This is a genomic window from Gelidibacter algens (assembly GCF_001678675.1).
Classification (GTDB): Bacteria; Bacteroidota; Bacteroidia; order Flavobacteriales; family Flavobacteriaceae; genus Gelidibacter; species Gelidibacter algens.
Genome location: NZ_LZRN01000047.1, coordinates 1 through 20843 on the forward strand (window position 1 = coordinate 1; position 20843 = coordinate 20843).

Genomic DNA, 20843 nt, shown 5'->3' on the forward strand with positions numbered 1-20843 from the left:
AGGCGACCTTTTTTGCTATTAATCAAGATCCAATCGAACATTTGGCTCATTATAGCGCTATATACTTCGCTACAGTATTTCTAGGAAGACTAAGCTGCTTTTTTATATACTTTTTAGTACAGATTAATATATACTTTTTAGTATAGATTAAAAAAACAATGCATACATATGTCTTGTAGGTTTATTTTAATCACCATAAAATCTAGTATTAAAACTTTTAAACAATGAAAATAACAGCACAGGACGAGTACGGCTTAAGAATATTGGTGCGGATTGCAAAATGTAAGCATCAGACTGGCTTGAGCATCCCTCAGCTTAGTGAAGCGGAATGATTATCGAAACCCAATGTTTCTAAATTAACCCGAATACTTCGCATAGAGGGATTGATTAACAGCACTGAAGGACATGTTGGAGGATATGTACTTGCCAGACCTGCGGCTAATATAACTGTAAACGATATTTTGAAAGCTTTAAGTGGGCGTTTGTTTGATCAAGAATTTTGTATCAATCACACAGGCGTAATGAAAATATGCCAGCAATTCTACAGATTGTTCTATTCGTTCGCTTTGGACCATAGTGCAATCCGCAATTGATAAGCTATTAGATAAGATAACGCTTGCCGATTTATCGAATGGTGAAAAAGAAGCTACAGTTACTTTCCAAAGTTTATTTGAAGAAATAACAATAGAAAAATAGAGAATTATTATAACAATTAATAAAAAACCAAATGATAACAGTTTCAGAAAACGCAAAACAACACGCGTTAAGTTTAATAGCAAATGAAAATAGCCCCGAAGGAACATTTATTCGCGTAGGTGTTGATGGTGGTGGTTGTTCAGGCCTTACCTACAAGCTCGTGTTCGATACTATTATTGCAGAAACCGATAAGATTTTTGAAGACAAAGGAATAAAGATTGCCGTTGACAAAAAAAGCTTTTTGTATTTAATAGGTACAGAGCTGGATTATGTGGGAGGCTTAAACGGAAAAGGCTTTGTATTTGTCAATCCGAACGCAAGTAGGCCTTTTATCATGAAACTGGGATTTATCCGTCTTATTATCTTAGAAAATTGAATGATTATTAGTTAAATTATTAATAGTATTTCACTGAACTTTGGAAAACTAAGTATTTGAATTTCGATATTAATTGGAATTCAACAAAGTAACCATGTGTTCGGAATCAACGGAGAAATTAAGTTACTTACCATAATGAAAAGTCATAGATTGTTCGAGACACAACGTAATGTCTGCTTAATTATAACAAATCCTCTTTGTCATAATTTTTATTTATTCATAAAACTTATAATTACAATTAGGACTGATTCAACAGTTTTTTTCTTATGTACCACAAGGGAATTCAGAAATTTAGTAATGTATCATAAGTTTTGATACAAATTGAATGATACCGGTCAGGAATGTTAGAATACATTTTTCAATAAATAATTATCACGACTTAACCAACCTATATTATTATTGCGGCAAGTGCTTAAATGCTCACAATATTATTTCAATTGAATTGTTGCAAATTGATAATCAATATGTTAAAAAATGTTAATGTTTTACCTATGTTGTACCTGGTATAAAAAAGGCAGTTACAAATTTGTGTAACTGCCTGACTATCAAGTAGCGAGAAGGGGGCACGATCCCCTGACCTCCGGGTTATGAATCCGACGCTCTAACCAACTGAGCTACCTCGCCATAATTTGAGGCTGCAAATATAAAAACAAAATTAATGCCCACAAACATTAAGACCATTAAAAACCAGATAAAATTATTTTTCATTAATTTGTTTTTAAACTAAACAATTAATTATATATTGAGCGGGCTAACAAAATAATCTATGGAAGAAAAAATTAAATTTGAAATGGAATTTCCAATTCAAGCATCTCCCCAACTTTTATATCAATATATCTCGACGCCTTCAGGTTTATCTGAGTGGTTTGCTGACAACGTCAACTCTCGTGGAGAGTTTTTTACGTTTATCTGGAACGATAGTGAGGAGAAGGCAAAATTATTGAGTAAAAAGAGCGGAGAACGTATCAAATTCAGATGGATGAATGATGACGAAGATGGCCAGTCCTATTATTTTGAAATTAGAATACAAGTGGATGAAATCACTAAGGATGTTTCTATCATTGTGACTGATTTTATTGATGAAGATGAAATAGATGAAGCTAAAATGCTTTGGGAAAATCAAATCTCCGATTTGAAACAGGTTTTAGGATCTGCTTAGGAAGACTCTTTTTTAAATGGTATATTTGTCTCGATTTTTTTTCAAAACTTCGAGACTTTTTTTATGGTTAATTTTAACGGAACACTCCACGATTCTTCTTCTAATTTATTGTCAATTGAAAACAGAGGATACGCCTATGGCGATGCGCTTTTTGAAACATTAAAGGTGGTTCATGGAAAAGTGTTGTTCTGGGAAGATCACTACTTCAGGTTAATGGCCTCTATGCGCATCATGCGAATGGAAATTCCTATGAATTTTACCATGGAGTTTCTTGAGAGTGAAATTTTGAAAACTATTGAAGCCAATCAATTGTTGAAGGCGACATCTAGGGTGCGTATCAACGTGCACCGCATAGAAGGCGGAAAATATCGTCCCTTGTCTAATGATATTGCCTATAACATCATTTCAGAGCGATTGGCATCTGATTTCTACAGCTTAAACCACAACGCTTATACCGTGGAGCTTTTTAAGGATTATTATATAGCTCCTGGCTTGTTATCAACCTTAAAGACCAACAATAAAAGTATCAATGTTTTGGGAAGTATCTTTGCCAAAGAAAATAATTTTGACACGTGTTTTCTCTTGAATACTGAAAAAACGGTGGTGGAGGCTTTAAGCGGAAATCTGTTCCTAGTTAAGGATAGAGTAATTAAAACCCCACCTTTATCGGAAGGCTGTCTTAAAGGGATTATGAGAAAGCAAATTATGGAACTTGTGACAAAACTTGAGGGTTACACCCTTGAGGAGACCGCAATTTCTCCGTTTGAACTGCAAAAAGCCGACGAATTATTTATAACGAACGTTATTATCGGTATCCAGCCTGTTACGAAGTACAGGAAAAAAGAGTTTACAATTGACGTTTCGAAATTGTTGTTGGAAAAATTAAATACAAAAATAAGACTCTCCTAATTGTAGCTAGGGTTTTCAGGAGCATTGGACCAGATACTGTAATCACCACCCAATTCGAGCATTTTTTCTTTCCAAAAGCTGCTGTCTTTTTTCTCGATGACGGATTTTTTATAAACGTTTTCAGTTACAATCCACGAATTTGTTTCGAGTTCCTCTTCCAGTTGAAAAGGTTCCCATCCTGAATAACCCAGAAAAAATCTAATATCAGAGGCTTTAATCTTGCCTTGATTGATAAGTGACAAAACTACATCAAAATCTCCTCCCCAGTAAATACCTAATGAAATCTCGATACTTTCTGGTATGAGGTCAGGAACTTTATGTATAAAATATAGATTGTCCTGTTCAACAGGACCACCATTGTAAATTTTGAAAGATGCTTTAGTGCCGGGAACCAGATCTCTCAAATTATATTTCAAGGGCTTGTTTAAAATAAAACCGATGGAACCTTCACTGGTATGGTCTGCTAATAAAACAACGGAACGATTAAAAGAAGTGTCTCCGATAATGGAAGGTTCAGCTATTAATAGATGTCCTTTTTTGGGTTTTATTGTAATCATAAATCATGATTTAGAAATAAATCTAAAACATATTTTCTAAAAATCCAATAAATTTGTTGAGAAATAGCAAAAAAAAAGTCCACTCAATGGAGTAGACTTTTTAATATATTTAGTAAGTTACTAGTTTACAGCACCGCTCAAATCAGAACCAGCTTTAAACTTTACGACGTTTTTAGCTTGGATTTTAATAGTCTTACCTGTTTGTGGGTTTCTTCCTTCTCTTGCTGATCTTTTAGAAACTGACCAAGATCCAAATCCTACTAAAGATACTCTATCACCTTTTTGTAAAGAACTTTCGATATCAGTTAATAAAGAATCCAATGCTTTTTTTGCTGCAGCTTTTGTTATTCCAGCGTTTTCAGCCATTCCATTGATTAAATCTGTTTTGTTCATAAAATTAAAGTTTTTAATTATTAATTAATAGTTGGGTTAAACAATTTGTTGAATCCTTCTACAAATTTATACGGATTATTCATTCACGCAAGTAATAGCAAGGGAAATGCAAAATATTGTTAATAACTTCGACCATTTGTTAATAAAGACGAACCATTTCAACCCTTTTTTCGGAATATCAATGTTCATAAGGGTTTACAGCATTTTGTCCCCTACAGAAAAATTAAAACCATTCAAAAGTGACTTTATATCCATTTTTCGCTTTCCTGGCAATTGCATTTCTTTAATGTGAATGTAACCATCTTTGACTGCGACTTTTAAGTCGTTTTTTGTAGCAATTAGTGTTCCGATAGATTCTGATGGTTCTATCTTTTCTTTTTCAACTTCAAACAATTTGACCATTAAAGTCTCATCATTATTTTTGAGATGCGTCCACGCAGCCGGAAAAGGATTCAGGCCTCTGATCTTATTATAAATTTGGTCTAAATTTTCATTCCAATCAATTTGACAATTCTCCTTATTAAGTTTATAAGCGGTCTTAGGTTGCTCAATTTTGGGTTGGACCGTGGTTTTTACAGTTCCAGACGCTATAAGTTTTAAGGTTTCAATAACTAATTCACTTCCTGTTTTTTGCAAGGTGTCATGCAGCGTGCCCACAGTTTCATCAGCATCAATAGCGACTTCTTTCTGCATTATTATAGCACCTGTATCAATTTTGTCATCAATAAAGAAAGTCGTAACTCCTGTTTGTTCTTCGCCATTTATAACCGCCCAATGTATTGGTGCAGCGCCTCTGTAATCGGGGAGAAGGGAAGCGTGGAGATTAAATGTGCCATAAGCAGGCATTTTCCAAACTGCTTCGGGCAACATTCTAAAGGCTACCACAATGTGTACATTGGCTTCTAGTGACTTTAATTCCGCTAAAAAATCGTCATTCTTCAAATTAGTGGGCTGTAAAAGGCGTAAATTTTTAGAGAGCGCATATGTTTTCACATCAGATTGGTGCAGTTTTTGTCCACGTCCCGCTGGTTTATCAGGGGCAGTAACAACACCCACAATATTATAATTGTTTTCGACTAACAATTTTAAAGTGCCCACCGCAAATTCCGGCGTCCCCATAAATACAATTCTTAAAGCATTCTTTTTCATGTGTGTTTTATTTTATACGAATTGTTAGCTGTTACCTCTAGAATATTATTTGCGAGCATCAGCCTAAGCGTTTCCAAGAGTTCTTTTTCTGAATAATCCAACTGCTCAACCAGCGCTCTTGAGGTTAAGGGTTCATTTTCCAAGAGTAAAATGATGTGGTAAGAAATGCTTTTGGACTGAGATGGCTTCTTTTTTGATGTTTTTGAAATACATACCGAACATATCCCACAAGCTGTGCTTTTTTTCTCACCAAAATAGTCCAAAAGCTGTATGCTTTTACAATGGTTTTCATCAGAAATATAGGCTATAACCGCGTCAATTTGATCCTCTTTTAGGCGCTGCTGCTGCTCAATAATATTGGCAATTCTATTAATGGTTTTGTCGTCTTCCCTGGGTTGTAAAAAGGTCAATTCAGAATCTGTATTGGAATGGTGAAATTCCACCACACCATCTTTCTCTAATTGCCTGAGCACACTGAGAATTTGATCTTCAGGCATCATGGCTTTTTCAGAAACCAAAGTCAGATTGATTTTTAATTGATGTTCAAAGATGCCACCATAGGTCCTTAAAATGGCTTTTATGACGGGCTCATAGGATTTGTGGGAGTTCAAATACCCGAATAAGGCTTGGTTGCTGATTAAAAACTGAAGTTTGGTTTGGTAATTAAACTGTTGAGACAAACTTATGATACTATTCCTATCCAATATTTGAACTGCATTATAAGCAGTACTTGTCGGAAATTCGTAAGTTTTGCAAAAGACATTAAAATTGAACTGATGCTTTGTTAAGTGGCCTTCACCATAAGAAATCTGAAAATAATTGCACAATTTGCGGTATACTTTCTTGATGAAATCCACGGATGGCAAGGTGCTCAAAAATTGATGTTTCAATTGTTGCTCGTCTGTGCTGTTTTTGAGAATGACAGCAAAAGATTTTTCACCATTCCGTCCCGCACGTCCTGCCTCCTGATAGTAACTTTCCAAGCTTTCTGGCAAATTAATATGGATGACAGTTTTGACATCTGGTTTGTCAATGCCCATCCCGAACGCTGTGGTGGCAACCATAACCGTTTTCTGATTATTTGACCATTGCTCTAAATGGTCGTTCTTTTCTTTGTTGCTAATGCCGCCATGGTAGTAAGTAGATGAAATACCTTTCGATTCCAAAAATGAAAAAACCTCCAATGTAGCGCGGCGTGTTCTCGTATAAATAATGGATGGACCTGGATATTTTGCTAAGATTTGTTCAATTTTGTAGTGCTTGTCATGCGTATCCAAAACCATATACGCGATGTTTGGTCTTTTAAAGGAGGCTTGAAAAATCTTAGGAGCCATAAAGTCCAGCTCAGTTATAATCTCTTGCACCACTTTAGGTTTTGCCGTTGCCGTCAGCGCAATGATGTTGACTGAAGGGTGCAATTGGCGTAAAATATCAATATTTTTGTAGGCAGGTCTAAAATCATTGCCCCATTGGCTGATGCAGTGAGCCTCATCTACCGCAATTAAGTTGACTGGCATTTGCTGAATCCTGTCCTGAACCAAAGTTTGCTGTAAGCGTTCTGGAGACAGGTATAGAAATTTATAATTGCCATAAATACAGTTGTCTAAAAGCGTGTCTAAAGTGTTGTAAGGAATACCACTGGTAATGGCCATAGCCTTAATTCCTTTGGCCTTTAGTTGATCAACCTGATCTTTCATTAATGCAATCAAAGGTGAGACCACAATACAAATGCCATCTTTAATCAGGGCCGGAACTTGAAAACAAATAGATTTGCCACCGCCCGTTGGCAATAGTGCAAAAGTGTCCTCATTATGTAATACGGCCTCAATAATCTCCTCTTGCAAAGGCCTGAAAGAGGTATGGTTCCAATAGCGTTCTAAAATAGTGATCGGGTGTGACATCACTATAAATTTAAGGATTCTATAATAAAATCTGTCCGTTTTTTTACAGTATCAAAAGGAATATCGATTAAATAATAATTGAAGTTTTTATAGGTCTTGAGGAGGTGTTGGTGGATGACTTCTGACTGCTCAAAAGTTTCATAACGCACACTGTCACTTTGAAAGATTTCTTGCCAAGGTGTTAAAATAAAGACCGCATCATAAGTGCTGTTTTGGCAGGTATGGACAAAGTCTTCCGGGTAATCGCTGCCAAAATAATCCATATATGCCAACACATCGGGCAAGCCTCTATCCAAAAAAACAGTAGCGTTCTCATGGTTATTAGCGTCCTTAAACTGTTTGGCTCTCCCTTCTAGGAGCATTTGGCTAAAGAGTAGGGGTTGGGTCAAAAAAAGTTGTTCTATCCCATTTTTCCTGGCCTCAAGGGTGACTTGTCTCGAAATTTCATCAAAACAGAGGTGTCCTCTTTGCTTTAATTCTTCTATAATTGATGATTTTCCAGTTCCTGGGCCACCAGTAATAACAATCTTTTTAGTGTTCAATTTGGCAAGGTTTTGGCAACAAAAATCGTAATTTTAATAGGAACTAAAAAATGTAAAGTAAAATGTATCTTTACGGCTGAATAAGAATTACTATGAGCACAGAAAAAAATCAAGATGAATTTTACGATAAATTGAGGTCTCAACTTTACGATACCTCAAGCTGGCCTGCAGAATATCTTTATAAATTTATCGTTCAAACAGAAGCTGGGAAAATTCAAACAATTGAATCTATTTTTGATAATATGGGCGCGGTCATCAAAACCAATCCTTCCAAAAACGGAAAATATACCAGTGTTTCCATCAATGTTCAAATACCGACTCCAGAAATTGTGATTGAAAAATATAAAGAAGTTGCAGAAAAAGTGGATGGCGTCATTCCATTATAGCTTTGAGAAAATAGATGACACATAGGGGAGAGTAGACCAAAACACATCGATTGAATCAAAACGGCCACGTTAACGATGTTGTTTGTAATTTTCTAATTCCGAATTATAATAAGGATTGGTGTTTTTTTACAAACTTTCAATCATTCAAAACCAGGGAGTATGGTCTTTTTACGAAACTTTTAAACCACAATTAAAGTTTCTTTATTTTTTTTCGTATTTTGCACACTTGCACAACGTACTCCGCTGCATAACAATTAATACTACACATTTTATATTTTGATAGACAATTTAGAATACAATACTGAGCGCGAACATTTGATCATTCCTGAATATGGAAGACACTTACAAAAAATGATCAATTACGCTAAAGAGCGCCAAACGGTTGAAGAACGCAATGAAGTATCAAAGGCCATTATTTCTGTAATGGGCAACTTACAACCGCACTTAAGAGACGTTCCAGATTTTCAACACAAGTTGTGGGATCAGCTGTTTATTATGGCAGATTTTGATTTGGATGTTGATTCTCCATACCCAAAACCACTAAAAGAAGAGTTGCAGGCACACCCTGAGCCTTTAAAATACCCACAAAATTTCCCTAAATACCGTTTTTACGGCAATAATATCAAAACGATGATTGATGTTGCCAACACTTGGGACGAAGGTGATTTGAAGGAGGCGTTGATCTATACCATTGCCAACCACATGAAAAAATGTTTCTTAAATTGGAACAAAGACACCGTTGAAGACGATGTTATTTTTCATCATTTGTATGAATTGTCTGGAGGAAAGATCAACTTAAAGGAAGAGGATGAAGATTTATCTGACGTTTCTACATTAATGCGAAATAAGAAGAAATATACCCCTACTACCAACAAGAAAACCCACAGTAAAAAAAGCAATACCAACAACCGTAACAGAAAACGCTACTAACCATACATGGCAACATTTATAATTGAAGGAGGTCATCAATTAAAAGGAAGTATCCAACCTCAAGGTGCAAAAAATGAAGCATTACAAATTCTTTGTGCTGTTTTATTAACTCCAGAAACCGTCACCATTCATAATATTCCGGACATCATTGATGTCAATAAGCTCATTTCTCTATTAGAGAAGTTGGGAGTCAAAATCAATAAAATTGGTTCTGGTTCTTACACTTTTAAGGCAGATGAAGTCAATATGAAATATCTTGAATCGGCTGAATTTAAAGAAGACGGCAAAGGTTTGCGTGGTTCCATCATGATTGTTGGTCCGCTTTTAGCACGCTTTGGCAAAGGATATATTCCGAAACCAGGAGGCGATAAAATTGGACGCCGTAGATTGGATACTCATTTTGAAGGATTTATCAGTTTAGGCGCAAAATTCCGTTACAACCGTGAAGACCATTTTTACGGCGTGGAAGCTGACCGATTGAAAGGTGCTTATATGCTATTGGATGAAGCGTCCGTAACAGGAACTGCCAATATTGTAATGGCCGCCGTTTTGGCTGAAGGCATAACCACTATTTACAACGCCGCTTGTGAGCCCTATTTACAGCAGTTATGCAAAATGCTAAACAGAATGGGCGCCAAAATTAGCGGTGTGGGTTCCAATATGCTAACTATTGAAGGTGTTGATGCACTTGGAGGCACGGAACATAGAATGCTTCCCGACATGATTGAAATTGGGAGTTGGATTGGATTGGCTGCCATGACCAAAAGTGAATTGACGATTAAAAACGTTAGTTGGGATGATTTGGGACAAATTCCAGATGTATTCAGAAAACTAGGCATTACCATTGAGCGAAAAGGAGAAGATATCCACATTCCTGCACATAAAGACGGGTACGAGATTCAGAACTATATTGATGGTTCCATTTTAACCGTTGCTGATGCGCCATGGCCTGGGTTTACACCAGATTTGTTGAGCATTGTGTTGGTAATCGCCACCCAAGCAAGAGGAGCCGTTTTGGTACACCAAAAAATGTTTGAAAGCAGATTATTCTTTGTAGATAAACTGATTGATATGGGTGCGAAAATCATTCTTTGTGATCCACATCGCGCTACAGTAATTGGGCACGATTTTAAATCTTCTTTAAAAGCAACCACTATGACTTCTCCAGATATTAGAGCGGGGATTTCACTTCTGATTGCGGCCTTGTCTGCAAAAGGCACATCTACCATTCATAATATCGAACAAATTGATCGTGGTTATGAACGGATTGATGAGCGTTTGAGAGCGATAGGTGCCAAGATTACTAGAGTGAGTTAATTTATAAAACCATAATTATAATATAAAAAATACCTCAAATTCTTGGGGTATTTTTCGTTTTAATAGGTATTCTAAATGTCACTTTCCATTCAGAAACTTTAGTCAATCTTACAAGCAGGAACAATTAATCCAAAGCACTTTTATAGGTTGCCAAACAGCGTTCTCGTGCTTCTTTATGGTCCACCATTTTCTCAGGATAGGTCAATTCTTGAAATTCAGGTACCCACCTGTTGATATATTTTAAATCTTTGTCAAATTTTTCAATTTGTGTGGTAGGATTAAAAATCCGGAAATAAGGCGCAGCATCTACACCGCTACCGGCTACCCATTGCCAATTGCCAACGTTACTCGACATCTCGTAATCATGCAATTTTTCAGCAAAATAAGCTTCGCCCCAACGCCAATCAATCAGTAGGTGTTTGCATAAAAAACTTCCTACTAACATCCGGACGCGATTGTGCATAAATCCGGTTTTGTTCAGTTGTCTCATCCCAGCATCTACAAGCGGATAACCAGTTTTGCCTTCGCACCATTTTTTAAACTCTGCTTCATTATTGCGCCATTCAATACGGTCATATTTTGTTTTAAAACTCTCGTCTACCGTTCTTGGAAAGTGCCACAAAATTTGCATAAAAAACTCACGCCAAATCAGTTCTTGCCAAAAGATTTCATTTTGTTCAGCAATGGCTTTTTTTATCATTTTACGCACGCTCACTGTGCCAAAACGCAAATGTGGTCCCAAACGGGACGTACTATCCTGTGCTGGAAAATTTCTTGTTTTTTCGTATTCTTGAATACGTGTGGGTGTAACATCGTAAGGCTTGATCTCTTGAGAAGATTTCTTAAAACCGATATCAGATAAAGTCAAATTTGGCAGACGTTTATTTTTAATTAGGTTGCCAAGATACGAGTTGGTGTAGAAAATCTCCAAATCAATCGTTTTGAACTTTTCCTTCCAAACCTTCATATAGGGCGTATAAACCACATAAGGATCACCATCTTTTTTAACAACGTCGTCTTTTTCAAAAATGACCTGATCTTTAAAGGTCTTAAAATCAATAGCGTGTTCTGTAAGCAACTCCTCTAATTCAGCATCGCGAGCCTTGGCATATGGTTCATAATCGTGATTGGTATAAACGGCAGCAACGTTGTACGTTTTGATGAGCTGTCTGTATATCTCTAATGGCTTTCCATGGTACATGGCCAAACTACTGTCATGTTCCTCTTGCAATGTGGTACGCATGCTTTGAAGCGTTTCAAAAATAAAGGTGACACGAGCATCGTCCTCAGGGAGTTTGTCTAAAATTTCTGTGTCAAAAATAAAAATAGGCAGTACTGGATGTTCTGATTTTAACGCTTCATAGAATCCTACGTTGTCATCGAGTCTTAAGTCGCGTCTAAACCAAAAGATGGTGATGGGTTGTGTCATGAAAAAAAAAGGAATTTGAAGTTGAGAAAATTATCGGAATTAAATTTCCTGCACATATGTTCAACTTTTAAAGTTAATACTTACCGAACATTTCTTCTAACTTTTTCGTCCGATAGTTAAAAATCTCTTCCAATTTAGGCTTCACAATGATAGGATGTACCAATTGTCCTAAAATTCCGAATGGAACTTTATAATCTATAACATCTTCCATTTCCACGCCACCATCAATTGCCTTTATAAAATGCTTGTGATGCCATAAAGCATAGGGTCCAAAGCGTTGCTCATCCACAAAATATTCGTTTTTGACGCTTTGGGTAATTTCAGTGACCCATTTGGTTTTAATGCCCAAAATTGGGGTAACAATGTATTGGATCAACTGTCCTGCAAACATTGGCCTATCAGCTCCTGAAAGAATATGGAAACCCATATATTCTGGGGTAATGGTCTTGAGGTTTTTTGGATCGGATAGAAAGTCCCAAGCTGTTTCAATACTAATGGGCAGCTTTTGCTTTTTGTGAAGCGTGTATATTTTCATTGAAATTTTGTTTTATTCCCTCTAATTAGGAAAGTGTTTGGAGGGGATCTTCTTTATAGAAATTATTTTAATTATAAATCAGAATGTAAAGGTTGAGCGATGTTGCGATGCAGATCCAAATAAGATAAGGCAGAATCAGTAAGCTTTTAAATTTCATCAACTGAAAATAGGTCACTAAAAATACAGTGACAATAAATGTTAAGGCTGTTATGGTTGCCAACCCTGCGCTAATGAGATGTTGATTGAAAAAGACAAAATTCCATGAGACATTCAAAATAAATTGGATAATAAACAATGTGATCACCTTTTTAGAAGGCTGCTTGAGATAGAGCAGGGCCATATAAATTGAAAAGCAAAGCATTATAAAACTCCATGCCGCCCCGAAAACCCAATTCGGTGGGGTCCATGGTGCTTGATGCATAGAGGTATACCAATCACTAGTGGCGGCTTCTCCCATTAATAGCACACCTAGGCCCAAAGCGCCAAAATTGATAATGAGAAAAATCAGGAATGGCTTCAAAAATTTCATAAGTGCTATTTCGTTTTAATTCATAGCCTCTAATGTATCTAAAATTTTTTGAGCCTCAGCATATTTTTCATCACTTTGTGAACGATTGATACTAGATAAACGGTGCCATTCCTTCATCAAGGCTTCATATTTTTCTTGCAGTTTCTCTTTTTCTGATTTTTTTTTGAATAGTCCGAACATCGTTTTGTGTGTTAAGTTGAAATTTATAGCGGTACTGTATGTTCTGAAATTTTATGAGGCATTTTTATGAGTCCTCAAGATTAGTGTTTAAATTATTTGATAACCTAATCCTAACCTTTCTATTTCAAATAGTTTGTGATTTTTTTGCTAGACGGATTGGTGAGCGAAAAGAAATAATCAACAAAGTTACCGTGTCCATCAATGAGATATTTTTGAAAATTCCATTTTACGGTTGAATCATGTTTTCCGTTCAATGACTTATCGGTCAACCACGCAAACAACGGATGTTGGTTTTTTCCTTTGACGTCTACTTTTTCTGTCATCAAAAACGATACGCCATAATTTACTTCACAAAAAGAAGTAATAGCATCAGCATCTCCCGGTTCTTGTCCGCCAAATTGATTGCAGGGCACACCAATAATGGTTAACTGATCTTTGTAAAGTTCGTGTAGGTCTTGCAAATCTTTATACTGCGATGTAAATCCGCATTTTGAAGCAACGTTGACCACCAACACATATTTGTCCTTAAAATCATTCAAATCAATGGGCTTTCCATTCAAGCTATTGATTTTTATATCGTAAAATGATTTCAAGTTTTTTGGTTTGTCTCCTTGCGGAGTTGCTAATGTTGCCATAAATATTTTAAAAGGATTCATCGTTATATTTTAAAGGTAACAATTCCGCAGTCCAACTCAAAGACCTGACCTGAAATGGAAGCCGCTTTTTCAGAGAGTAAAAATTCAGCCATATCAGCTACTTCTTCTGGTTTCAGAAATTTTTTCAGAGGATGGCGCTCCGTAATGTTCTCAATCATTTTTTCATTGCGAAGTAATTTCGATGCCAAGTCAGTATCTGTTACTGTAGGTGCTATGGCATTGATGCGCAAGGTGGTTGCCATTTCAGCACCTAAAGATTTTACCAAGCCTTCAACGCCAGATTTTGATGCCGCTACACTCGCATGAAAAGGCATTCCTAATTTTGCGGCCACTGTACTGAATAAGACAATGGATGGTTTATCTCCCTTTTTTAAAATGTCCAAATATTTCTGTATGCTTTTGACGGCACCCAACACATTGATTTCAAAATCGGCCCTAAATTCATCCAAACTTAATCTGGAAATTGGTTTGAGGTTAATGCTTCCTGGGCAATAAACAAGTCCGTCAGCTTTATCAAGTTCAGGCAAGTCGTCTTCCAAAATATCACAGGTATGGTGCGTCAAGTTGTCATGGGTATATTCTGGTTCCGTTCGGCTAATATTAATAATATGGTGTGTTGGAAGCAATTTTTGAGCGATGGCTTTGCCGATGCCCTTACTGCCGCCAACAATGATTATAGTTTTCATGAATGTAGTTTTCTTATTAATTGGTAACGCTTAGACGTATCAAGAGTCATGGATAATGAGATATCAGCTAACTATTGACAGTTTTCAATACTAACCGATATCTCGTAGTCCAACACTTTAAATGATTATGCCATCAAAGGTTTACCGTTAAGTCGTTTTTCGACTTTGCGTTTTATAGCTGTCAATCGCTTCATGATGTCCATAATTTGTTCATCTTTCTTGCGTTTGTAAATTTCATTCAGGCCTAAAATCAGAGTTTTGGCTTTTCTGGAAATTTCGATTCTATCACTTGTGGAAAGTGATTTTAGTTTACGTTGTTCAAATTCGAGTGCTTCGTCAATGATATCCATAATCTTAATCTTTTAAATAATTTTGCAACTCAGCAATTTTTTCTGGTGTGCCGAATTTTCCACCGTAATAGGAGGTAACCGTTGCAGAAGATTCATCTTTTATCCCTCGTGATGAAACGCATAAATGCTTCGCATCAATAATAACAGCAACATCTTCTGTTCCTAAAATGTGTTTTAGTTCTTCTGCAATTTGGTTGGTCAAACGTTCCTGTACTTGCGGACGTTTGGCATAATATTGAACAATTCTATTCAATTTTGAGAGGCCAATCACTTTTCCAGAAGAGATATAAGCGACGTGTGCTTTACCAAAAATAGGCACAAAATGATGTTCACAATTGGAGTAGAGGGTAATATTTTTCTCCACCAACATTTGATTGTATTGATACTTATTGTCAAACAAAGCAATTTTTGGTTTGTTTGCAGGATTTAAGCCTGAAAAAATCTCATCAATATACATTTTAGCAACACGATCTGGTGTGCCTTTCAAAGAGTCGTCAGTTAAATCCAATCCCATCACATCCATTATTTCCTCAAATAAAACAGCAATTCGCTGCTTCTTATCTGTATCAGACATTTTAAAGGCGTCAGGTTTTAGCGGTGTTTCCAGCCCAGTAAATAAATGGTCGTCACCAATATCTTCAATACTGAATCCATTTAGGTGATACTTGTTTTTGTGTGGTTGTAATTCTTTTTCCGTAATCATATGTGTCTTTTATAAATGCTGTCTCTGTAAACTCATCTTACAAAGCAAAGCAGTGTTAACGTTTTGATATTGAGTTATGGGTAATCTGTTTTTGTCGTGAGCATTTAAAACGGCCTTCTTCAAATGTTCTTAATTTTTGATGTTTCGTGGCTCGGCCCTGTACGCGCTTTCGCCACATATTAAAACTGCTCGGTTTCATTTCACGACGCATTAATGCAATCACATCCTGTTCTGAAAGTTCAAATTGAAATGTTATGGCCTCAAAAGGTGTACGATCTTCCCAAGCCATTTCAATAATCCGGTCAATATGTTGTTCTGTAAGGGTCATGGAAGGATGTTAAATTCGGCTTCATACTTTACTTTTTCATCTAAAAGCTTATCAAAAAAAGCTTTATTTTCTTTAAAGGTGGTGTTCTGTCTAAATTGGATAAATTTTCCTTGAGCGTGGATGCTGCTACCATTTGTTTTGTAAATGACCAACTGATAGTAAGGAATCACCCATGTGTAATTTTTAAGACCTTTATTTATTCTAATCAGGACCCCTATTGGACGCAGCTCTAAATTGGCGTAATTGATGTCGTCAATGCTGTTAAGATAATGTTTCATGTTTGGGCTCACGTCAGCAATCATCATTCGTTTGGAGCCGATGCCCTTCATTTTTATGGATTGCATCAAACCAAAAGGTTTGCCTACCAAATCGTTGATAAGTTGCGTCTGATCTTTATTTGCATGTGTCGTATCCAGTATCATAGTATAAATGTAAGGATTATATATGATTGTTTAAGGATTATTATAAAACATTAAACAATAATTAACATTAGCCACTAGGGTGATACTCCATAATTTAAATAGCTATTGCGAACTGCCATGAACTTTTTGAAAAAATTCTAGAGCCCACAAGCTTGTTGGAGAACGGCCTAAACATTACCAATCAACGCTTTGTGTAATGGATCAAAACGAAGGGAATAGTTCACAACCCATACTTTTAAGTAAGCTTTCTATTGGGCAAAGTGTGTTTTTTGATAATCCGTTCAGATTCCTTGCGTACGGTTTTATTGGTACGAAGGTTCCAGAGGGTATCACTAGCTTTTCTATGTGTTTCTTGAATATCTACGATGGGGTTTGGATAGTCTTCTCCCAATTTGAAATTGTTGAAACCTTGTTCCATTTCGGTCATAAGATAGGGCTCATGTATAAAATGAAGTGGTAGCTCTTTCAACTCAGGCACCCATTTTTTGATAAAACTGCCTTCAGGATCATGCTCATAACTGTTTTTTATAGGGTTGTAGATACGCACAATGTTTGTTCCTGTTTCTCCAGCTTGCATTTGCAGTTGCGGAAAGTGGATTCCCGGTTCAAAATCCAAAAACATTTGGGATAAATGTGTGGTGGCTTCTTGCCAAGGCTGCCATAAATTATGGGTAAAAAAGGATACTACCAAAGCACGCATTCTAAAATTGAGATATCCTGTTTCATTAAGGCAACGCATGCAGGCATCAATGAGCGGAAATCCCGTATACCCTGTTTTCCAGGCCTCTTGATAGGTGTCTGAAATTTCTTTTTTTAACTTATGAAATCCCTTGTTAATGCTGGCCTCTTCCATGGTGTGCTCCATTTCAAATTTCTGGATAAAGTGGGCTTGCCAACGCAATCGTGACATAAAAGCTTCGAGTGGTTTTTTGCTCTGCACTGTTTTCTTTAAGTGGTAAGCGCTATGATAGACTTCTCGAATGGACAGATTTCCCCAAGAGACGTAAGGAGAAATGCGGCTGCATCCTTTGCGCGCCAACTCAGGTTTGGAGATGTGGAACATATAATTTTCATAACGGCCTTCAAGAAAGGAGTCGAGATATTTTAAGCCCATCGTACGTCCGCCTTTCTGAAAGGGTAACTCAGGATTGGTCTCTAGCGATGGTATATGAAAAAGGTGTTCCAAATTTTCAATGGCTTCCTTACTGATTAATTGATCAGGTTTTGGTGCGAAAGTCAATGGTTCAATTTCAAAATAGGCATTGCATCGTTCAATCCACTGATCGCGATCCTTGAGTCCGCGTTGCACACCGTTATGAATATTTTCATGCCAAGTAATTAAATTGTTTTTACAGAAACGTGTAAAGGTTTTGTCACGTTCATAAGTCACTAAAATGCCAGTTTCTTGATGTGAATAAACATCAGAAATGTAATAGGTATTCAACAGTTGGTTGACCACCGCAATCATATCAGATTGTACTATCAGTACTTTGGAATTATAAGATTTTAAACGGGCATTCAAATCGACCAAAGATTGTTTGACAAAATCCCAATGGCGTTGGCTGTAATGTTCGTCATCCATCAATAATTCCTCAAAAACGTAAAGTAACAGCACAGGTTTGTTTGAAGCCAATGCATTAAAAATGGCCTCATTATCTTCCAAACGCAAATCGCGCTTTAACCAAACGAGGTTGATATGTGGTTTGTCAGTAATCATTTTGATTGTTTATAATATGTTGTGCTTTATTTTTTAATTGATGTAAATCTTCAGGTTTCATTTTATCCAGAACACTATACATCATTTTCATTCGGAAATTATTAGCTAAAAACTGACGTTTGTCATCCAGAAAATTCCAATACAAACTATTAAATGGACAGGCATCATCTTCTATTTTTTTATTCTTGTTGTAATGACAGGCGTCACAATAATTGCCCATTTTGTTGATGTAGGCCCCTGAGGACACATAGGGTTTAGTGGCAATTTTTCCGCCATCAGCAAATTGGCTCATTCCACGTGTGTTGGGTAATTGTACCCATTCAACAGCGTCCACATAAATACCTAAATACCAATTGTCTACTGCATCTGGATCAGTTTGTGTGAGTAGCGCGTAATTGCCGGTAACCATTAAACGCTGAATGTGGTGTGCATAACCATTATCAAGTGAGTTGTTGATGGTATGTTTGAGACAATTCATTTTGGTATTGCCGGTCCAGAAAAAATCAGCCAATGTATTTTTGTTTTCCAAGGCATTCTCTAATTTGAATTCTGGCATCCGCATCCAATACATGCCTCTCATATATTCGCGCCACCCGATAATTTGACGCACAAAACCTTCCACTTGTGAGATGTCAATGTCTTTCTTGTGACTGTGATAATAGTTGAGCACTGTATTCACCACATCTTTGGGTGAGATCAGCTTGAGATTCATAGCAAACGATAATCGGGAATGAAACAAATAGGTTTCATTGGTATGCATCGCGTCTTGATAATCGCCAAAGTGAATGAGCAGCGCTTCACAAAAATATTTCAGTTGTTCCAATCCTTGTTTTCGAGTGATGGGATACCCAAAAGTTTTGGTTTCAAAACGTCCCATGGTTTTGATCTCTGCTTTTTCAATGTCTGTAACTACATCAGAAACATCGGTCTTGAACTGTTTGTAAGTCGGAATTTGTTCGTCACCCTTCCATTTATTTCGATTACTTTTATCAAAATTCCACTTGCCACCTTCGGGTTGACCAGCAACCATCAGAATATCATGTTTTTTCCGCATATCTCTGTAGAAATTTTCCATGACATATTGCTTTTTGCCCTTGAAAAAATTAGACAAATCATTACGATGTGTGTAAAAATGTTCTGTAGAATAGGCTTTGGAAGTGATTGATAGGCTGTTGCAAATCGATTGTAATTGTTCGTCTAACCGGTATTCATCAGGATGTTGGTATTCAAAGTGCGCTATATCAAATTTGTCAATGACTGATGTTAAATTATCTACAAGTTTTTGTGTGTTCTGCTGGTCATTAATTTTAAAATAAATCACCTCATGATTTTGGGCTTGAAGATCTTCTGCAAACTGTCGCATAGCAGCAAAAAATCCGACTACTTTTTGAATGTGGTGCACAACATAATCGGTTTCTTGACGCATTTCAAACAGACAATACATAACCTCTTCATTGGGCTGTTTAAACCATGAATGCTTAAGGTTCAGTTGATCGCCTAAAATGAGTCGTAATGTTTTCATAGTTGTTTGAAGTCTTTATAGTAATGCGCAATCAAAACAGTGTTTCCTGTAGCCAAAGGTTTTGATACTTTCCATGTGCATCATAGCGCTCAGCTTGCAGTTTTACGTTGAAGGTTCTATCTCTCGGGTCATTGCCAACACCAGCCACATACATCCAATTGCCATAATTGCTATGCACATCATAATCAATCAAAAGTGATTCAAAATAGGCGGCTCCAATCCTCCAATCGAGTTCCATAGTTTTGGCGAAATATGAGGCAACATTTTGACGCCCACGGTTGCTCATCCATCCTGTTTTGTTGAGCTCTATCATATTGGCATTTACAAAAGGTTCAACTGTAGTTCCATTTTGCCATTGTTTTATGGCTTTAGAATTGGTGTTCCACTCATAATCGTTTTTCAAGATGCCACCAAGTTTAAAAATATCATTGCCATGTTTCAGCGCAATATATTTAAAGAAATCTCTCCAGATCAGTTCAAAAATGAGCCAATAGGTGGAATCATTTTTAAAATGTTCTGCTTCAAAACGTTTGACTTCCCAATAAATCATCTTTGCAGAGATACTGCCATTGGCCAACCATGGAGAAAATTTCGAGCTAAAATCAGTACCAATAAGTTCGTTGCGTGTCTTTTTATAGAATCCTAATTTCTTGGTTTCAAAAAAGTAGCTGTGCAGTCGCTTCAGGGCTTGAGTTTCGCCGCCTTTAAATGGAAAGGCAGATTTGGGATGGGTTTCAAAATCTTCAAACCCCAAGTCTTCTAAAGTCGGTATAACTGTGAACTCCGATGTGATTTCAACAGATGCTTTGTCAGGAATGGCTATAGTTTGTCGAATGTTGCACTGTTTTTCAAGGTGTTTTCTAAAACCAGTAAACACCTTCGGAATCTGTTCAATTTCCATTTGAATTTCCTCAGGATGGTAAAGAAGTTGGTTGTAGATTTCTTGAATTTCAACTTCTTTTGGCATCGAACCTCTTACCTTTTCCAGAACCGCTACTTCCTCTTCGGTCCATTCTTTTTGAAGATATAGCCCGTCAATTTGATAATCTTCAACCAGTCTCGGAATTACCGCTTCTGGTTTTGAGTGGAATGTGAGCAGATTGATATTGAGTTTCGACAAATTATGCTTTAAGTCGACAATCGACTCTATCAAAAATTTGACTCTAAATTTCTCAGTTTTCTTAAATCCGTAAAGGGTTGTTTCAAAATGTCTAGGATCAAAACAATATAAAGCGATCGCGTTCTTGCCCGAGTTCATAGCCTCTTGCAGCACTGCATTATCGTGCACCCGAAGATCATTTCGGAACCAGATCAGTGCGTTGTTAATTTGTTTCTCCTGCATTTCTCACTACAATATTTAACGGCGTCCCAATTGAGTTCCCACTTTTTGCGCCATGAGAACATTCTATGGCAAACGGGGCATAATTTTTCTGGAAGATGTTGTTTTTTCATTAGCGTTGGTTCTCTGCAA

The 20843-nt window shown here is 36.8% G+C and carries 26 protein-coding genes and 1 tRNA gene; 7 read left to right on the top strand and 20 right to left on the bottom strand.

Going from position 1 to position 20843, the window contains the following annotated elements:
- Positions 1 to 383: 383 nt before the first annotated feature.
- Positions 384 to 593: an Rrf2 family transcriptional regulator gene (locus A9996_RS21075; protein WP_394337350.1), complete on the top strand. Its 210-nt coding sequence runs from the start codon at positions 384 to 386 to the stop codon at positions 591 to 593.
- Positions 594 to 727: 134 nt separating this feature from the next.
- The gene (locus A9996_RS16425; RefSeq protein WP_066437657.1) at positions 728 to 1072 is read left to right on the top strand and encodes a HesB/IscA family protein; all 345 of its coding nucleotides are present in this window, start codon (positions 728 to 730) and stop codon (positions 1070 to 1072) included.
- A gap of 550 nt (positions 1073 to 1622) precedes the next feature.
- Here the strand turns inward: A9996_RS16425 and A9996_RS16430 are convergent.
- A tRNA-Met gene (locus tag A9996_RS16430) sits at positions 1623 to 1696 on the bottom strand.
- Between the two features lie 142 nt (positions 1697 to 1838).
- Here A9996_RS16430 and A9996_RS16435 point away from each other — a divergent pair.
- Positions 1839 to 2231, top strand: a complete 393-nt coding sequence (locus A9996_RS16435; protein ID WP_066437660.1) for an START-like domain-containing protein — start codon at positions 1839 to 1841, stop codon at positions 2229 to 2231.
- A 63-nt stretch (positions 2232 to 2294) separates the two neighbouring features.
- Positions 2295 to 3140 carry an aminotransferase class IV gene (locus A9996_RS16440; protein ID WP_066437664.1) on the top strand — a complete coding sequence of 282 codons (846 nt, stop codon included), beginning with the start codon at positions 2295 to 2297 and terminating at the stop codon, positions 3138 to 3140.
- On the opposite strand, the gene A9996_RS16445 is transcribed toward A9996_RS16440, so the two are convergent.
- The 5 genes from A9996_RS16445 to A9996_RS16465 all read right to left on the bottom strand — a co-directional run bounded on the left by A9996_RS16445 (position 3137) and on the right by A9996_RS16465 (position 7682).
- Positions 3137 to 3697, bottom strand: a complete 561-nt coding sequence (locus A9996_RS16445) for a YqgE/AlgH family protein (protein ID WP_066437667.1) — start codon at positions 3695 to 3697, stop codon at positions 3137 to 3139. The two genes, A9996_RS16440 and A9996_RS16445, sit on opposite strands and share 4 nt — an antisense overlap.
- 120 nt (positions 3698 to 3817) lie before the next feature.
- Positions 3818 to 4090 carry an HU family DNA-binding protein gene (locus A9996_RS16450; protein WP_066437669.1) on the bottom strand — a complete coding sequence of 91 codons (273 nt, stop codon included), beginning with the start codon at positions 4088 to 4090 and terminating at the stop codon, positions 3818 to 3820.
- 195 nt (positions 4091 to 4285) lie between these two features.
- Positions 4286 to 5239, bottom strand: coding sequence for a methionyl-tRNA formyltransferase (gene fmt, locus A9996_RS16455; protein WP_245905237.1), 954 nt, complete (start codon positions 5237 to 5239; stop codon positions 4286 to 4288).
- Positions 5236 to 7140, bottom strand: coding sequence for a RecQ family ATP-dependent DNA helicase (locus tag A9996_RS16460; RefSeq protein WP_066437672.1), 1905 nt, complete (start codon positions 7138 to 7140; stop codon positions 5236 to 5238). The genes fmt and A9996_RS16460 overlap by 4 nt, the downstream gene beginning before the upstream one ends.
- Positions 7141 to 7142: 2 nt before the next feature.
- The gene (locus A9996_RS16465) at positions 7143 to 7682 is read right to left on the bottom strand and encodes an AAA family ATPase (protein WP_066437674.1); all 540 of its coding nucleotides are present in this window, start codon (positions 7680 to 7682) and stop codon (positions 7143 to 7145) included.
- Between the two features lie 92 nt (positions 7683 to 7774).
- Here A9996_RS16465 and A9996_RS16470 point away from each other — a divergent pair, with 92 nt between their 5' ends.
- The 3 genes from A9996_RS16470 to murA all read left to right on the top strand — a co-directional run bounded on the left by A9996_RS16470 (position 7775) and on the right by murA (position 10315).
- On the top strand, positions 7775 to 8068 hold the full coding sequence (locus A9996_RS16470) for a DUF493 family protein (protein WP_066437681.1): 294 nt from the start codon (positions 7775 to 7777) through the stop codon (positions 8066 to 8068).
- Between the two features lie 276 nt (positions 8069 to 8344).
- On the top strand, positions 8345 to 8998 hold the full coding sequence (locus A9996_RS16475; protein ID WP_066437683.1) for a DUF4290 domain-containing protein: 654 nt from the start codon (positions 8345 to 8347) through the stop codon (positions 8996 to 8998).
- Positions 8999 to 9004: 6 nt separating this feature from the next.
- Positions 9005 to 10315 carry a UDP-N-acetylglucosamine 1-carboxyvinyltransferase gene (gene murA / locus A9996_RS16480; protein WP_066437686.1) on the top strand — a complete coding sequence of 437 codons (1311 nt, stop codon included), beginning with the start codon at positions 9005 to 9007 and terminating at the stop codon, positions 10313 to 10315.
- 124 nt (positions 10316 to 10439) lie between these two features.
- Here murA and A9996_RS16485 read toward each other — a convergent pair whose 3' ends face one another.
- From A9996_RS16485 to A9996_RS19710, 14 genes are all read right to left on the bottom strand, one after another.
- A complete protein-coding gene (locus A9996_RS16485; protein ID WP_066437689.1) occupies positions 10440 to 11744 on the bottom strand; it encodes a cryptochrome/photolyase family protein in 1305 nt (434 codons plus the stop codon).
- Positions 11745 to 11817: 73 nt separating this feature from the next.
- Positions 11818 to 12279, bottom strand: coding sequence for an SRPBCC family protein (locus A9996_RS16490; protein WP_066437692.1), 462 nt, complete (start codon positions 12277 to 12279; stop codon positions 11818 to 11820).
- A 67-nt stretch (positions 12280 to 12346) separates the two neighbouring features.
- Complete coding sequence (locus A9996_RS16495; protein ID WP_066437697.1) at positions 12347 to 12808, bottom strand: TspO/MBR family protein; 462 nt, start codon at positions 12806 to 12808, stop codon at positions 12347 to 12349.
- 15 nt (positions 12809 to 12823) lie between these two features.
- Positions 12824 to 12988, bottom strand: a complete 165-nt coding sequence (locus A9996_RS19970; protein WP_111625696.1) for a Lacal_2735 family protein — start codon at positions 12986 to 12988, stop codon at positions 12824 to 12826.
- A 119-nt stretch (positions 12989 to 13107) separates the two neighbouring features.
- Positions 13108 to 13623 carry a glutathione peroxidase gene (locus A9996_RS16500; protein ID WP_066437749.1) on the bottom strand — a complete coding sequence of 172 codons (516 nt, stop codon included), beginning with the start codon at positions 13621 to 13623 and terminating at the stop codon, positions 13108 to 13110.
- Between the two features lie 23 nt (positions 13624 to 13646).
- On the bottom strand, positions 13647 to 14330 hold the full coding sequence (locus tag A9996_RS16505; RefSeq protein WP_066437699.1) for an SDR family NAD(P)-dependent oxidoreductase: 684 nt from the start codon (positions 14328 to 14330) through the stop codon (positions 13647 to 13649).
- A gap of 125 nt (positions 14331 to 14455) precedes the next feature.
- Positions 14456 to 14680, bottom strand: a complete 225-nt coding sequence (locus A9996_RS16510) for a hypothetical protein (RefSeq protein ID WP_066437702.1) — start codon at positions 14678 to 14680, stop codon at positions 14456 to 14458.
- A 4-nt stretch (positions 14681 to 14684) separates the two neighbouring features.
- Positions 14685 to 15383, bottom strand: coding sequence for a GTP cyclohydrolase I FolE (gene folE / locus A9996_RS16515; RefSeq protein WP_066437705.1), 699 nt, complete (start codon positions 15381 to 15383; stop codon positions 14685 to 14687).
- A gap of 55 nt (positions 15384 to 15438) precedes the next feature.
- Positions 15439 to 15711: a TIGR03643 family protein gene (locus A9996_RS16520; RefSeq protein ID WP_066437707.1), complete on the bottom strand. Its 273-nt coding sequence runs from the start codon at positions 15709 to 15711 to the stop codon at positions 15439 to 15441.
- Complete coding sequence (locus A9996_RS16525; protein ID WP_066437709.1) at positions 15708 to 16133, bottom strand: hypothetical protein; 426 nt, start codon at positions 16131 to 16133, stop codon at positions 15708 to 15710. The genes A9996_RS16520 and A9996_RS16525 overlap by 4 nt, the downstream gene beginning before the upstream one ends.
- Before the next feature lie 235 nt (positions 16134 to 16368).
- Complete coding sequence (locus tag A9996_RS16530) at positions 16369 to 17850, bottom strand: cryptochrome/deoxyribodipyrimidine photo-lyase family protein (RefSeq protein ID WP_066437713.1); 1482 nt, start codon at positions 17848 to 17850, stop codon at positions 16369 to 16371.
- On the bottom strand, positions 17840 to 19372 hold the full coding sequence (locus A9996_RS16535) for a cryptochrome/photolyase family protein (protein WP_066437716.1): 1533 nt from the start codon (positions 19370 to 19372) through the stop codon (positions 17840 to 17842). Before A9996_RS16535 ends, A9996_RS16530 begins: the two co-directional genes overlap by 11 nt.
- A 31-nt stretch (positions 19373 to 19403) precedes the next feature.
- Positions 19404 to 20714, bottom strand: coding sequence for a DASH family cryptochrome (locus A9996_RS16540; RefSeq protein WP_066437719.1), 1311 nt, complete (start codon positions 20712 to 20714; stop codon positions 19404 to 19406).
- Positions 20684 to 20824 (bottom strand): DUF2256 domain-containing protein, encoded by a 141-nt coding sequence (locus tag A9996_RS19710; protein ID WP_083993998.1) that lies wholly within the window; start codon positions 20822 to 20824, stop codon positions 20684 to 20686. The genes A9996_RS16540 and A9996_RS19710 overlap by 31 nt, the downstream gene beginning before the upstream one ends.
- Positions 20825 to 20843 lie beyond the last annotated feature (19 nt).

Bases quoted from the DNA above. Each gene is read 5' to 3' on its own strand.
- A9996_RS16425 (WP_066437657.1), top strand. From the start codon at position 728: ATGATAACAGTTTCAGAAAACGCAAAACAACACGCGTTAAGTTTAATA.
- A9996_RS16435 (WP_066437660.1), top strand. From the start codon at position 1,839: ATGGAAGAAAAAATTAAATTTGAAATGGAATTTCCAATTCAAGCATCT.
- A9996_RS16440 (WP_066437664.1), top strand. From the start codon at position 2,295: ATGGTTAATTTTAACGGAACACTCCACGATTCTTCTTCTAATTTATTG.
- A9996_RS16445 (WP_066437667.1), bottom strand. From the start codon at position 3,697: ATGATTACAATAAAACCCAAAAAAGGACATCTATTAATAGCTGAACCT.
- A9996_RS16450 (WP_066437669.1), bottom strand. From the start codon at position 4,090: ATGAACAAAACAGATTTAATCAATGGAATGGCTGAAAACGCTGGAATA.
- fmt (WP_245905237.1), bottom strand. From the start codon at position 5,239: ATGAAAAAGAATGCTTTAAGAATTGTATTTATGGGGACGCCGGAATTT.
- A9996_RS16460 (WP_066437672.1), bottom strand. From the start codon at position 7,140: ATGTCACACCCGATCACTATTTTAGAACGCTATTGGAACCATACCTCT.
- A9996_RS16470 (WP_066437681.1), top strand. From the start codon at position 7,775: ATGAGCACAGAAAAAAATCAAGATGAATTTTACGATAAATTGAGGTCT.
- murA (WP_066437686.1), top strand. From the start codon at position 9,005: ATGGCAACATTTATAATTGAAGGAGGTCATCAATTAAAAGGAAGTATC.
- A9996_RS16485 (WP_066437689.1), bottom strand. From the start codon at position 11,744: ATGACACAACCCATCACCATCTTTTGGTTTAGACGCGACTTAAGACTC.
- A9996_RS16490 (WP_066437692.1), bottom strand. From the start codon at position 12,279: ATGAAAATATACACGCTTCACAAAAAGCAAAAGCTGCCCATTAGTATT.
- A9996_RS16495 (WP_066437697.1), bottom strand. From the start codon at position 12,808: ATGAAATTTTTGAAGCCATTCCTGATTTTTCTCATTATCAATTTTGGC.
- A9996_RS19970 (WP_111625696.1), bottom strand. From the start codon at position 12,988: ATGTTCGGACTATTCAAAAAAAAATCAGAAAAAGAGAAACTGCAAGAA.
- A9996_RS16500 (WP_066437749.1), bottom strand. From the start codon at position 13,623: ATGGCAACATTAGCAACTCCGCAAGGAGACAAACCAAAAAACTTGAAA.
- A9996_RS16505 (WP_066437699.1), bottom strand. From the start codon at position 14,330: ATGAAAACTATAATCATTGTTGGCGGCAGTAAGGGCATCGGCAAAGCC.
- A9996_RS16510 (WP_066437702.1), bottom strand. From the start codon at position 14,680: ATGGATATCATTGACGAAGCACTCGAATTTGAACAACGTAAACTAAAA.
- folE (WP_066437705.1), bottom strand. From the start codon at position 15,383: ATGATTACGGAAAAAGAATTACAACCACACAAAAACAAGTATCACCTA.
- A9996_RS16520 (WP_066437707.1), bottom strand. From the start codon at position 15,711: ATGACCCTTACAGAACAACATATTGACCGGATTATTGAAATGGCTTGG.
- A9996_RS16525 (WP_066437709.1), bottom strand. From the start codon at position 16,133: ATGATACTGGATACGACACATGCAAATAAAGATCAGACGCAACTTATC.
- A9996_RS16530 (WP_066437713.1), bottom strand. From the start codon at position 17,850: ATGATTACTGACAAACCACATATCAACCTCGTTTGGTTAAAGCGCGAT.
- A9996_RS16535 (WP_066437716.1), bottom strand. From the start codon at position 19,372: ATGAAAACATTACGACTCATTTTAGGCGATCAACTGAACCTTAAGCAT.
- A9996_RS16540 (WP_066437719.1), bottom strand. From the start codon at position 20,714: ATGCAGGAGAAACAAATTAACAACGCACTGATCTGGTTCCGAAATGAT.
- A9996_RS19710 (WP_083993998.1), bottom strand. From the start codon at position 20,824: ATGAAAAAACAACATCTTCCAGAAAAATTATGCCCCGTTTGCCATAGA.